This window comes from Tenacibaculum sp. M1.3A (assembly GCF_057732375.1).
Genome location: NZ_JBYJEF010000005.1, coordinates 130,780 through 144,492 on the forward strand (window position 1 = coordinate 130,780; position 13,713 = coordinate 144,492).

Annotated in this window: 14 protein-coding genes and 1 riboswitch; of the genes, 13 read left to right on the forward strand and 1 reads right to left on the reverse strand. The window is 31.2% G+C overall.

Going from position 1 to position 13,713, the window contains the following annotated elements; genetic code table 11:
- Positions 1–39 precede the first annotated feature (39 nt).
- The 10 genes from rpsD (at position 40) to AC28QF_RS09430 (ending at position 9,907) form a co-directional block, all read left to right on the forward strand.
- Positions 40–645: a 30S ribosomal protein S4 gene (rpsD, locus tag AC28QF_RS09385; protein ID WP_488201596.1), complete on the forward strand. Its 606-nt coding sequence runs from the start codon at positions 40–42 to the stop codon at positions 643–645.
- Positions 646–740: 95 nt separating this feature from the next.
- Positions 741–1,733, forward strand: coding sequence for a DNA-directed RNA polymerase subunit alpha (locus tag AC28QF_RS09390; RefSeq protein WP_488201595.1), 993 nt, complete (start codon positions 741–743; stop codon positions 1,731–1,733).
- Positions 1,734–1,793: 60 nt separating this feature from the next.
- Complete coding sequence (rplQ, locus tag AC28QF_RS09395) at positions 1,794–2,267, forward strand: 50S ribosomal protein L17 (RefSeq protein ID WP_218771174.1); 474 nt, start codon at positions 1,794–1,796, stop codon at positions 2,265–2,267.
- A gap of 221 nt (positions 2,268–2,488) precedes the next feature.
- Positions 2,489–3,187: a hypothetical protein gene (locus tag AC28QF_RS09400; protein WP_488201594.1), complete on the forward strand. Its 699-nt coding sequence runs from the start codon at positions 2,489–2,491 to the stop codon at positions 3,185–3,187.
- A gap of 521 nt (positions 3,188–3,708) precedes the next feature.
- On the forward strand, positions 3,709–4,014 hold the full coding sequence (locus AC28QF_RS09405) for a hypothetical protein (RefSeq protein WP_488201593.1): 306 nt from the start codon (positions 3,709–3,711) through the stop codon (positions 4,012–4,014).
- An 80-nt stretch (positions 4,015–4,094) separates the two neighbouring features.
- Entirely contained in the window at positions 4,095–5,210 is a 1,116-nt protein-coding gene (carA, locus tag AC28QF_RS09410; RefSeq protein WP_488201592.1) for a glutamine-hydrolyzing carbamoyl-phosphate synthase small subunit, read from the forward strand.
- A gap of 113 nt (positions 5,211–5,323) precedes the next feature.
- Positions 5,324–6,613, forward strand: coding sequence for a phosphopyruvate hydratase (eno, locus tag AC28QF_RS09415; RefSeq protein WP_488201591.1), 1,290 nt, complete (start codon positions 5,324–5,326; stop codon positions 6,611–6,613).
- Between the two features lie 85 nt (positions 6,614–6,698).
- On the forward strand, positions 6,699–7,283 hold the full coding sequence (locus AC28QF_RS09420; RefSeq protein ID WP_488201590.1) for a hypothetical protein: 585 nt from the start codon (positions 6,699–6,701) through the stop codon (positions 7,281–7,283).
- A gap of 324 nt (positions 7,284–7,607) precedes the next feature.
- A complete protein-coding gene (locus tag AC28QF_RS09425; protein WP_488201589.1) occupies positions 7,608–8,894 on the forward strand; it encodes a citrate synthase in 1,287 nt (428 codons plus the stop codon).
- A 56-nt stretch (positions 8,895–8,950) separates the two neighbouring features.
- On the forward strand, positions 8,951–9,907 hold the full coding sequence (locus tag AC28QF_RS09430) for an arginase (protein WP_488201588.1): 957 nt from the start codon (positions 8,951–8,953) through the stop codon (positions 9,905–9,907).
- 60 nt (positions 9,908–9,967) lie between these two features.
- Here AC28QF_RS09430 and AC28QF_RS09435 read toward each other — a convergent pair whose 3' ends face one another.
- A complete protein-coding gene (locus AC28QF_RS09435) occupies positions 9,968–10,252 on the reverse strand; it encodes a hypothetical protein (protein ID WP_488201587.1) in 285 nt (94 codons plus the stop codon).
- A gap of 270 nt (positions 10,253–10,522) precedes the next feature.
- Positions 10,523–10,617: riboswitch (TPP riboswitch) on the forward strand.
- Between the two features lie 45 nt (positions 10,618–10,662).
- Here AC28QF_RS09435 and thiS point away from each other — a divergent pair.
- The 3 genes from thiS (at position 10,663) to AC28QF_RS09450 (ending at position 13,655) form a co-directional block, all read left to right on the forward strand.
- Positions 10,663–10,866, forward strand: coding sequence for a sulfur carrier protein ThiS (gene thiS / locus AC28QF_RS09440; RefSeq protein ID WP_488201586.1), 204 nt, complete (start codon positions 10,663–10,665; stop codon positions 10,864–10,866).
- A gap of 33 nt (positions 10,867–10,899) precedes the next feature.
- Positions 10,900–12,759 (forward strand): phosphomethylpyrimidine synthase ThiC, encoded by a 1,860-nt coding sequence (gene thiC, locus AC28QF_RS09445; RefSeq protein ID WP_488201585.1) that lies wholly within the window; start codon positions 10,900–10,902, stop codon positions 12,757–12,759.
- Positions 12,760–13,052: 293 nt separating this feature from the next.
- Positions 13,053–13,655 carry a thiamine phosphate synthase gene (locus tag AC28QF_RS09450; protein WP_488201584.1) on the forward strand — a complete coding sequence of 201 codons (603 nt, stop codon included), beginning with the start codon at positions 13,053–13,055 and terminating at the stop codon, positions 13,653–13,655.
- The last annotated feature ends 58 nt before the right edge of the window (positions 13,656–13,713 follow it).

Genomic DNA, 13,713 nt, shown 5'->3' on the forward strand with positions numbered 1-13,713 from the left:
TTAAGCCTTAATTCATAACCCCTGCTAAAACAATAAGAAATGGCAAGATATACAGGACCAAAAACTAAAATTGCTCGTAAGTTTGGCGAGGCAATTTTCGGAGATGATAAAAACTTCGAAAAGAGAAACTATCCTCCAGGACAGCATGGAAATGCAAGAAGAAGAGGTAAAAAATCTGAATATGCGACTCAGTTAATGGAGAAGCAAAAAGCGAAATACATGTATGGTATTTTAGAGCGTCAATTCCGTAACTTATTCAAAAGCGCTCAAGCTGCTGGAGGTGTTACTGGTGAGGTTTTATTACAATTATGTGAATCGCGTTTAGACAATGTAGTATACAGATTAGGTATTGCTAACTCTCGTAGTGGAGCACGTCAATTAGTATCTCACCGTCATATTACAGTAAATGGAGAAATATTAAATATTCCTTCTTATAGTGTACAAGCTGGTGATGTTGTTGCAGTAAGAGAAAAATCTAAATCATTAATCGCTATTGAAGATGCTTTAGCATCAAACAGTAACGTTTTTGAATGGTTAAGCTGGAACTCTGATTTAAAATCTGGAACTTTTATTAAAGCACCAGAGAGATTACAAATTCCTGAAAACATTAAGGAGCAGTTAATCGTAGAATTATATTCTAAATAATAAATTATTCATATTGGTATTTAGCCAAAGGGTTTATATGTACATCTTCGAACTAATAAACCGCGCAACTAAATAACAATTAAAAAGAAGATACAATGGCAATTTTAAATTTTCAGAAACCAGATAAAGTAATAATGGTTGAATCTACTGATTTTACAGGTAGATTTGAATTTAGACCTCTTGAACCAGGTTTTGGATTAACAATTGGTAACGCATTAAGAAGAGTATTATTATCTTCATTAGAAGGGTTTGCAATTACATCATTACGTGTTGACGGTGTTCATCATGAGTTCTCAACAATTCAAGGAGTTGTAGAAGATGTAACAGAAATCATCTTAAACTTAAAGCAAGTTCGTTTTAAGAAACAAATTGAAGAAACTGATAGAGAAACAGTATCTATATCAGTATCAGGTCAAGAACAATTGACTGCAGGAGATTTACAGAAATTTACCTCAGGTTTTCAAGTATTAAATCCAGATTTAGTAATTTGTAACTTAGATAAATCAGTAAGTTTTAATGCTGAAATCACTATCGAAAAGGGTAGAGGTTTTGTACCAGCAGAAGAAAATAAAAGAGCAGGTGCACCTTTAGGAACAATTTTTACAGATTCTATTTACACTCCTATAAAGAATGTAAAGTATGCTGTTGAAAATTTTCGTGTAGAACAAAAGACCGATTATGAAAAATTAGTTTTCGATATCGATACAGACGGTTCTATCAACCCAAAAGATGCCTTAACTGAAGCAGCTAAAATTTTAATCCACCACTTTATGTTATTCTCTGATGAGCGTATCACTTTAGAGGCAGATGAAATTGCTCAGACTGAAACATATGATGAGGAGTCATTACATATGCGTCAGTTATTAAAAACGAAATTAGTTGATATGGATTTATCAGTTCGTGCTTTAAACTGTTTAAAAGCTGCAGAAGTTGATACTTTAGGAGATTTAGTATCATTCAACAAAAGTGATTTAATGAAATTTAGAAACTTTGGTAAGAAATCATTAACTGAATTAGATGAGTTAGTGGCAAACAAAAACCTTAATTTCGGAATGGACTTAAGCAAATACAAATTAGATAGAGATTAACCTTTCATATTTTGCTCCTCAAAAAGGGTTGTAGCAAGATGAAAGCCAAAACCAAATGTCATGAGACACGGAAAGAAATTTAATCATTTAGGAAGACAAACAGCGCATAGAAAGGCGATGTTAGCAAATATGGGTTGTTCTTTAATAGAACACAAGCGTATAAACACTACAGTTGCTAAAGCGAAAGCTTTTCGTACGTTTATCGAACCTATAATTACTAAGTCTAAAACAGATACTACTCATAATCGTCGTACAGTATTTAGCTATTTACGTAGTAAAGATGCAGTAACGGAATTATTTAAGGAAATCTCTGTTAAAATAGCTGACAGACCAGGAGGTTATGTTCGTATTATCAAATTAGGAAACCGTCAGGGAGATAATGCTCCTATGGCAATGGTAGAATTAGTTGATTACAACGAATTATACAATCCGAAAGGAAACAAAGCTAAGAAGAACACTCGTCGTAGCCGTCGTGGTGGAGCAAAAACTACTGATGCAGCAGTTGAAACTCAAACTTCACAAGAAGAGGAATAAAAATGAAAATTTTTATAATTTATATCAAAGGGATAGACATTTATGTTTATCCCTTTTTTTATTTAAAACGAATTATTACTTGCCAAATTGAAAGTAATACTATGTTGTATTTGTGTCATTTTGTTATTCTAAAATTAACAGAAGTTTTTAAATAAAATATTAAGTGTTATTTAACTTTTTTTATATAAAAAAGTATTAATTTTATTAAAAATAAAAAAAGTATGAAGAAAATAATTATTGTATTGTTGGTGTTAATTTATGTTAACGTTTACAGTCAGGGTGAAATGAGTGTGTTTAATGGGTTGAATAATAAAAGTAGTACTTTTATCTTTAAAGATTTAAATATTAAAACAGCTAGTAATATTGAAGGGAGTATATATTTATTTGATGGTTGGAGTAATAAAGGAGTTGTTTATTCTATAGAAGATAAAGGGTATAAGTTATCTAATATAAATTTAAATATAAAAGACAATAGCATTGATGTTAATTATAGTGATAAAACAAATGATTCAATATTCTCATTTAATAATCATACAGTAAAGAGAGTAGTTATTAATAATAAGAATTTTGTTAAAAAAACGATTAAGAATGAAGATTTTGATAAAAATATTTTTTTAGAAGAACTAAAAACGAGAGGAGAAATTAAATTATATAAAAGTTACTCAGTTTCTTTCAAAAAAGGTTCTTTTAATCCAATGACTCAAAAAAAAATAACTAATGATAAGTATGTTCAAAATATTAAATATTATATTGAAAAAAACAATTTAAATTTAGAATATATTAAACTTAAAAAGAAGCTAATTTTCAAGTATTTAGGAAACAAAAAAAATAAATTAAAAGATTTTATAAAGACAAATAAAATGAAAATGAAAAAAGAATCTGAATTTATAAGACTTTTAAATTATTATAATTCAATATAATTTACATAAAAAAAAAGGTTAAATATTAAATATTTAACCTTTTTTTGTTATGTAAATGGTATGGTTTTTTTATTCAATATAGCTAAAATATTAAAGAAAAAATAATAATAAGTATTTTCTCAATACTAATTTGCGTTAGCCTTCAAGGTCAAAGTAAAGCAGGGAGATCGTTTAACCTTCCAACGAGTTCAAATGGACTAAGTAATTCTAATAATTTATTAAGTTTTAAAAACGGTGAATGGATTAAAAATAGAGGTAAAACAAATAATGTAGATTGTAGTATATATTTATTTGAAGGATGGAGTAATAAGGGAGTTGTTTATTCTATAGATGATAAAGGTTATAAAATATCTAAAATAAATTTAAATATAAAAGACAATAGTATTGATGTCAATTATAGTGATAAAATAAGTGATTCAATATTTACGTTTAATAATCATACTGTAAAAAGAGTTGTTATTAATAATAAAGGTTTTATAAAAAAAAATATTAAGGATCAAGGTTTTGATAAGAATGTGTTTTTGGAAGAACTTAAAACAACTGGAGGAGTTAAAATATATAAAGGTTACTCAGTTTATTTTAGGAAAGGTTCATTTAACCCAATGCTTCAAAAAAAAATCACGAATGATAAATATGTCCAAGAGACTAAATATTATATTGAAAAAAACAATCGAAATTTAGAATATTTTAAACTTAGAAAAAATAGACTTTTTAAGTATTTAGGAAATAAAAAGAATAAACTAAAAGAGTTTATAAAGAGTAATAAGTTAAAAATTAAAAAAGAAAAAGATTTAATTAAAATTATTAATTATTATAACTCAATATAATTTACATCAAAGGGATAAACATTCAATGTTTATCCCTTTTTTTATATATTTTTGCAAACAAACTACACAACACACACTAAATGAAATATCAACAGCGTAAAAAAGCATTAGTTCTTTTAGCAGACGGAACCATTTTCTACGGTAAGTCTATTGGAATAGAAGGAACATCAACTGGAGAAATTTGTTTTAATACAGGTATGACTGGTTATCAAGAAGTATTTACAGATCCTTCTTACTTTGGTCAGCTTATGGTAACTACCAATGCTCATATTGGTAATTATGGAGTAAATAAAAAGGAAGTAGAATCTGAAGGCATTAAAATATCAGGCTTAATTTGTCGTAATTTTAGTTTTACATACTCTCGTGTAGATTCTGACGGAAATTTATTAGACTGGTTTAAAGAGCATAACCTGGTCGCAATCTCAGATGTAGATACGCGCGCTTTGGTTGCTTATATTAGAGATAACGGAGCAATGAATGCTATTATATCTACTGAAATTGATAATATTGAAGCTCTTAAAAAACAATTGGCAGCGACTCCAAATATGGAAGGCTTAGAATTAGCATCTAAAGTATCAACTAAAGAACCTTATTTTATAGGAGATGAAAATGCGCCAATTAAAGTATCTGCCTTAGATATAGGTATTAAAAAGAATATATTAAGAAACTTAGTAAAAAGAGGAGCCTACATAAAGGTATATCCTTACAATGCTACTTTCGAGGATATGAGTGATTTTAATCCTGATGGTTATTTTATATCAAATGGCCCTGGAGATCCAGAACCTTTAGTTGATGCGCAAAACACCGCAAAAGAAATTATTAAAAGAAATTTACCATTATTTGGTATCTGTTTAGGACACCAAGTTATTGCATTGGCAAACGGAATTTCTACTTACAAAATGCATAATGGTCATAGAGGAATAAACCATCCTGTTAAGAATTTAATTACAGGGAAAGGTGAAATTACTTCTCAGAACCATGGATTTGCTATCAATCGTGAAGAGACAGAAGCACATCCAGATGTTGAAATTTCTCATGTACACTTAAACGACCATACGGTAGCAGGAATCAGAATGAAATCTAAAAATGTATTTTCTGTTCAGTATCACCCAGAAGCAAGTCCTGGGCCACACGATGCAGAATATTTATTTGATGAGTTTATAGAAAACATCAAAAAAGCAAAAGTTGAAGCGTAATTAATTATTGATTAATATACCAAAATCAACCACAATTAGTAAATTAGCAACTATATAAATTAGTATCCCCGTGAACTTAAATTCACGGGTTTCTATATTAAAAATAAAGAACTATGAGTATTATAATCAACATTCACGCACGTCAAATATTCGATTCAAGAGGTAATCCAACTGTAGAGGTAGATGTAACTACAGAAAATGGAGTTATGGGAAGAGCAGCAGTTCCTTCAGGAGCTTCTACAGGTGAGCATGAAGCTGTAGAATTACGTGATGGCGGTAAAGATTATATGGGTAAAGGCGTGTTAAACGCGGTTAAGAACGTAAATACTTTAATAGCACAAGAATTATTAGGTGTTTCTGTTTTTGAACAAAATATGATTGATCAAATAATGATCGATTTAGACGGTACACCAAACAAATCCGTTTTAGGAGCCAACGCTATTTTAGGTGTTTCTTTAGCAGCAGCAAAAGCAGCAGCTAACGAGCTAGGTTTACCTTTGTATAGGTATGTTGGCGGAGTATCAGCAAATACGTTACCAGTTCCGATGATGAATATCATTAACGGAGGCTCACATTCTGATGCACCTATCGCATTCCAAGAATTTATGGTAATGCCAGTAAAAGCTAAAAATTTTACAGAAGCAATGCAAATTGGTTCTGAAATTTTCCATAATCTTAAAAAAGTTTTACACGATCGTAATTTATCAACAGCCGTTGGAGATGAAGGAGGTTTCGCACCAACTTTAAACGGTACAGAAGATGCGATTGAAACAATTGCCTTAGCAACTAAAAATGCAGGTTATAAATTCGGAGAAGAAGTAATGATTGCTTTAGATTGTGCTGCTGCTGAATTTTTTGTTGATGGTAAATACGATTACACAAAGTTTGAAGGCGAAAAAGGTAAAGTACGTTCTAGTAAAGAGCAAGCTGATTATTTAGCGGAGTTAGCAGCTAAATATCCGATTATTTCTATTGAAGACGGAATGGATGAAAACGATTGGGAAGGTTGGAAATATTTAACTGAAATTTGTGGAGATAAAGTGCAATTAGTTGGTGACGATTTATTTGTAACGAATGTAGAGCGTTTATCTAGAGGAATTGAAAACGGAATTGCAAATTCAATTTTAATTAAAGTAAACCAAATAGGAACTTTAACCGAAACTATTGCAGCAGTTAATATGGCACACAATGCAGGTTATACATCTGTTATGAGCCACAGGTCTGGTGAAACAGAAGATTATACAATTGCAGATTTAGCAGTAGCATTAAATTGTGGTCAAATAAAAACAGGTTCGGCTTCTCGTTCAGATCGTATGGCAAAATACAATCAATTATTGCGTATTGAAGAGCAATTAGATGGTGTTGCGTATTATCCGCAAGAAAAAGCCTTTAAAATAAAATAATTTAAGACTTACTATTATAAATATTAAAACCTTGTTATTTAGATGGCAAGGTTTTTACTTTTACAGAAAATAATAAAAATATACTATGAAAAAGATACTTGCCTTATTAATAGTTATAACCTTTACATCGTGTCACTCTACAAAGTACACACATTCAGGGAATGTAAATTCGCGTTTAGATTTCAAAAAAGGTAAATGGTTGTTGCATACTATTGATGCTCCAAAAAGTATAAAAGAAAGTTTAACGAATATAGCGAACGATAAATTTACTGAGCTATTAGGAAATCGGTTTTCTGTTGCTGATGTTACTAGAGGAATTTTAATACCAGCTAATATAACCACGAATCTTAGTAAAGCTGTTTTAAAAGATATTAAAAACGGAACCGGATTTGATTATTTTATAAAGATTAATGCAACTGTTATTTCTGATGAAGTTGGAATTTTAGGACAAGGAAATGTGATGTCTTCTTCTGAAAATAGAGGAGAGGTAACAGTAACTATTTACGATTTAAATTTACTAGAAGAAATGTATTCTCAATCAGTTGTAGGTAATGTCTTTGTTCCAGAAAACTATGATAATTTGGCTTTAACAAAAAGTGCAGGGAGTATAATTATAAAAGGATTGGAAAAAATTATGAAAAAAATGGATAAAAATCAGATTAAAAACTAAACTATTTTTTAAAGGATCTTTATTGAAGCATAGTTTAATTATTAGAGCGTCATTCTGAATTTATTTAAGAATTACATTGTTTTAGTTATCAATACTTTAGAATGTTAATTTAAAGCGTGTTTAAGCTTATATAAAACAATTTTTAATTAAATTTATAATCCAGAAAACCTCATAAATATATGTTTATGAGGTTTTGTTTTTTAAGTGATTTATAATAAAATATTTCTATTTTCTGATATTAAAAATCTATCAAAACCTATTTTTAAAATACTACAAAAAATGGTATCTTCGCAACTCAGTTCAATCATAAAATTCAAGATATAAATGGCAGATATAGCAAAACTACAAATTGGTGATAAGACGTATGAGTTCCCTATAATAGAAGGAACAGAAAAAGAAAAAGCGATTGACATTAAAACGTTAAGAGGTGCAACCGATGGTGTAATTACTATTGATCCAGGATATAAGAATACAGGTTCTTGTCAAAGTGCTATTACATTTTTAAATGGTGAAGAAGGAATTTTAAGGTATAGAGGATATGCTATTGAAGAATTAGCTGAAAAAGCAGATTTTTTAGAAGTAGCTTATTTATTAATTTTTGGAGAATTACCATCTAAAGATAAATTAGAAAAGTTCCATAACGATATTAGAGAAAAAGCAATTGTAGATGAAGATATTAAAAAAATCATCGAAGCCTTTCCTAAGAACGCCCATCCAATGGGAGTTTTATCATCATTAACAAGCGCATTAGTAGCATTTAATCCGTCTTCAGTAAATGTTGAATCGGAAGATGATATGTACAGAGCCATTGTTAAAATTTTAGCAAAGTTCCCTGTATTAGTTGCTTGGGCAATGCGTAAAAAACAAGGATTACCATTAAACTATGGTTCTAAAAAATTAGGATATGTAGAGAATATTATGAAAATGATGTTTGAACAGCCTAATGAAGAGTATACCATAAACCCAATTATAAAAAATGCATTAGATAAATTATTAATCTTACATGCTGATCACGAACAAAACTGTTCAACATCAACAGTAAGAATTGTAGGTTCTTCTCATGCAGGTTTATTCGCATCTCTTTCTGCAGGAATTTCTGCACTTTGGGGGCCATTACATGGTGGTGCAAACCAAGCAGTATTAGAAATGCTTGAAGCTATTAAAGAAGATGGTGGTGATACAAAAAAGTACATGGCAAAAGCAAAAGATAAAAACGATCCTTTCCGTTTAATGGGATTCGGACACCGTGTTTATAAAAACTTTGATCCAAGAGCAACTATTATTAAAGTAGCAGCTGATGAAGTATTAGCAGATTTAGGAATTAACGATCCTATTTTAGAAATCGCTAAAGGATTAGAGCAAGAAGCATTAAACGATCCTTATTTTGTAGATAGAAAATTATATCCAAATGTAGATTTCTATTCTGGTATTATTTACCGTGCAATGGGAATTCCTGTAGAGATGTTTACAGTAATGTTTGCTTTAGGCCGTTTACCAGGTTGGATTGCTCAATGGAAAGAAATGAGAGAAAATAAAGAACCAATTGGTCGTCCTCGTCAAATTTATGTAGGTGAAAACCTTAGGAGTTTTGTAGACGTAAATAAAAGATAAATCAACAAAAAATGCCATTTAATATTTAGATGGCATTTTTTTATTAAATATAATTGATGATGAAAGAAATAAAAATTATCAAAAACAGATCAGATATTGGTGCCGGAACACGCGGATCTGATATGGGAGTAGATGCTATTGAAATTGCCGCTATTAATCAAAATAACGATTTTTTTAATCGTTTTGAATCTGAAGATGTAATTACAGAAAATGAATCGGTTTACAACAAAAAAAACAATTCGTTTGGTAAGCAAATAAGTAGTGTTTTTAATCAATGTAAAAGATTAAGTAACCATGTAAAAGTAAATTTACAAGAAGGTAAATTCCCAATAGTTCTTTCAGGAGATCACTCTTCTGCTTTAGGAACTATAAGCGGAGTTAAGGCAGCGAACCCTAATAAAAGAGTTGGAGTAGTTTGGATTGATGCTCATGGAGACTTACACACACCTTATACATCTCCATCAGGAAATATTCATGGAATGCCATTAGGAGCAGCGATTTCAGATGATAACTTAGATTGCCAGATTAACGATGTAAGTAGAGAAACTGCCGACCTGTGGGATAGAATGAAAAATATCGGAATGCCAGGTCAAAAAGTTTTACCTGAAGATATTGTGTTTTTTGGAGTTAGAGATACTGAAGAGCCGGAAGAAAAGCAAATAGAAAAATACGGTATTAAAAACTATATGGTAGCCGAAGTTCGCTATCGCGGATTAGAAGTTTGTGTAAACGAAGCTTTAGAAAAACTAACTGATTGCGACATAATTTATGTGTCTTTTGATGTTGATTCTATGGATTGTGATATGATTTCATACGGTACAGGTACACCAGTTCCAAAAGGTTTTGATGACGAAGAAATCGTTGAAATAATTAATGGTTTATTAGCTAGTAAAAAAGTAGTTTGTGTAGAGTTTGTAGAAGTAAACCCATTACTAGATTTAAAAGGAAATAAAATGGCAGAAACGGCATTTAAAGTCCTTGAAGAAGTAACAAAAGAAATTCAGAAGTTATAAAAATAAATTTTTATAAAACAAAGCCTGTCTTTTAATTACAAAAGACAGGCTTTGTTGGTTTTATAACCTAGTAATACCAGTAATGTGAGCTTTACCATCTAAAGGTTGATAAATTTCAACAATAGCTTCCCAAATAACCTCAGAAGGCGGTATTGAAGCTGTACATTTAAAACGATAATTTACTCCAGCTACAACTTGTGTTGATACTTGATTAGGAGTGTAGTTTACACCTACAAACCCCTTTAAAGCTTCATCAAATACTTTACGGTCTTCACTCGTTAATGCATGGTAAGCAGTCCATCCCCCTACAAATGTTTCTTTTTTTGTTAAAGTTTCAGTATTCATAATTAATTTGATTAGTTTACCTACTCATAAGGCTTTTCGGTTACCGCCTTCTATATAATTTATTTTATAGAAAAAGTCGTTTTTTTAGTGGTTTCTGCTCCACATTATGTGTTTTATCAGATAAGTCAAAGTTATAAGAAAGAAGTAGTGGTATTTTAAAAGATTCCTTAATCGTTTGTTTTTTAGGTATAAGCGAAAGGGAATTAAAGAAAGAGCGCAAAAAATAATTTTAAAATATACGTTTTCTAAAAAATAACAATACATTTGTTTTGTAAACTTTAGGAGTAGCTATTAAATTAGTTTGAGAAACATCCTTAGAACCTGATTTGGTTAATACCAGCGTAGGAAAAAGTTATGTTCGATACCATATCGAAATACTACCATTTGGTTTACAGTAATATTTTATAAATATGATTACTATAAAAGTAAACCAAGAAAACCACCAGTTTTTAGAAACCTTAACATTACAAGAACTCGTTGAATATTTAAAAATTCAAACGAATGGTATTGCTATTGCTATAAATAGTACCGTGATAAAAAAAGCTGATTGGTCTTTAAAGTTACTTCAAAATAATGATGATATTTTAATAATAAAATCTACCCAAGGAGGATGATTTTGTTTTAAAACCTAACGTATTAATTATCTTATGAAGAATAAAGACACTGCACCAAAGCAAAACGGAATTACAAGAAATCCGTTTCCGAATTCACAAAAAATTTATGTAACCGGTAAAATTCACCCACAAATTAAAGTTGCCATGCGTGAAATTACCTTAAGTGATACGGTAGATTCTATGACTAAAAAGAAAACGCCAAACGAATCGGTAACCGTTTATGATACTTCAGGGCCATACACCGATCCTGCGAAAGAAATTGACGTACACGCAGGAATTGAAAGAATTCGTGAATCATGGATTAAAGATCGAGGTGATGTTGAGCAATTAACATCTTTTTCTTCGGATTATTGTAACGAGCGTTTAAACGACGCTAGTTTAGATCATATGCGTTTCAAGTTAGTAAAAAAACCATTACGTGCTAAAAAAGGAAAAAATGTAACACAATTACACTACGCTAAAAAAGGAATGATTACTCCTGAGATGGAATATATCGCTATTCGCGAAAATCAACGAATAGATGAAATGACAGAGATCAGAAAACAACATAAAGGCGAGCATTTTGGCGCTAATATTCCTGATAAAATTACACCAGAATTTGTGCGGTCAGAGGTTGCGAGAGGTCGTGCAATTATTCCATCAAATATAAATCACCCAGAAGCAGAACCTATGATTTTAGGGCGTAACTTCTTAGTGAAAATAAACGCAAATATTGGTAACTCTGCTGTTACATCATCTATTGAAGAAGAAGTAGAAAAAGCAGTTTGGGCTTGCCGTTGGGGAGCAGATAATATTATGGATTTATCTACCGGAGAAAATATTCATGAAACACGAGAATGGATTGTTCGTAACTCGCCTGTGCCAGTAGGAACTGTGCCAATTTATCAAGCATTAGAAAAAGTAAACGGAGTTGCAGAAGATTTAACGTGGGAGATTTTCCGTGATACTTTAATTGAACAAGCAGAACAAGGTGTAGATTATTTTACCATTCACGCCGGTGTTTTATTGCGTTATGTGCCAATGACGGCAAAACGTGTTACAGGTATCGTTTCTCGTGGTGGATCAATTATGGCAAAATGGTGTTTAGCGCATCACAAAGAAAGTTTTTTATACACGCATTTCGAAGATATTTGCGAGATTTTAAAACAATACGATGTTGCTTTTTCTTTAGGAGACGGATTACGACCAGGTTCGGTTGCTGATGCAAATGATGAAGCACAATTTGCTGAGTTAGAAACGTTGGGAGAGTTAACACAGATTGCTCGTAAGCATGAAGTTCAATGTTTTATCGAAGGCCCAGGGCATGTACCAATGCACATGATTAAAGAAAATATGGAGAAGCAAATAGAACTTTGCGACGAAGCTCCTTTTTATACTTTAGGTCCTTTAACTACTGATATTGCGCCAGGTTACGATCATATAACTTCAGGTATCGGAGCGGCAATGATTGGTTGGTATGGTTGCGCAATGTTGTGTTACGTAACGCCAAAAGAACATTTAGGATTGCCAAATAAAGAAGATGTTAGAGTGGGAGTTGTAACCTATAAATTAGCAGCACATGCGGCAGATTTAGCAAAAGGGCATCCAGGTTCTCAGCACAGAGATAATGCGTTGAGCATGGCACGTTTCGAGTTTCGTTGGGAAGATCAGTTCAATTTAGGTTTAGATCCAGAGCGTGCTCGTGAGTATCACGATGAAACTTTACCTGCAGCCGGAGCAAAAATTGCACATTTTTGTTCTATGTGTGGTCCAAAATTTTGTTCTATGAAAATTTCACAAGAAGTTCGCGATTTTGCAGCCGTAAATGATATTGTAGACAATGAAGTGATTGCAAAAGGAATGGAAGAAAAATCGAAAGAATTTAAAGAAAAAGGATCAGAGGTATATTTATAAAATAAAAGTAAGAAGAAGAGGAAGGAAAATGAAGAAGAAGAAGGAGGTTCCTACGCCTTGAAAAAAGGCGTAGTCGGGCTTTCCTTTATATCTTTTGCGAGTTCTCGATATAAATTTATTTCGTTTTACTACATAAATTCACTCGAACAAAAAGCAAAAGGATACCACTGCAATCCCTAACCCGAAAAATAGTAACTGTGATAACAGGCAGTAAACGATAAGATAAATCTGCTATTTCAAGATTAAATTAGGTTATTTTTACGCCAAATTAATAGCAACTAAATTAAACGAATATGATAGTACTTATTGCTCCAGAAAAAGATGTAGAAAACGAAATTGAAATACTACATCAATTATTTGAAGCAGGTTTAGAATACTATCATTTAAGAAAACCATTTAAAGATTACCAAGAACACTGTGTTTATTTAAATCAGATAAACTCGGAATATCATAATAAAATAATCGTACATTATTTTCATGAATTAACGAACGAATTTAATTTAAAAGGAATCCATTTTCAAGAACAAAAAAGGCGTGATGCTTTAGAAAAAGGAAACAGGTATTTTATAGGATTAAATATGTTGGGTAAAACAATGAGTAGTTCTTTTCACGAACCTAAAGATATTGAAGTCTGTGATATTGAATTCGATTATCATTTATTGAGTCCAGTTTTTTCATCCATTTCTAAAAAAGGATATGAAGGAAGAGGTTTTAATGTAAATAATATCGATAAATCAATCGTAGGAATGGGCGGAATTAATAAAGAAACCATTGCACAAACTATCGAGTTAGGTTTTAAAGGAATTGGTGTTTTAGGAGGCGTTTGGAATACAGAGAATCCAGTTGAAAGTTTTAGAGAGATAAAACATCGATATAAAAATTGTTTAACTCAATAATTTTGTTCATTTGTTAGTTCGAGCGCAGTCGAGAACTAAATATCAGTTGGAGAGAAGT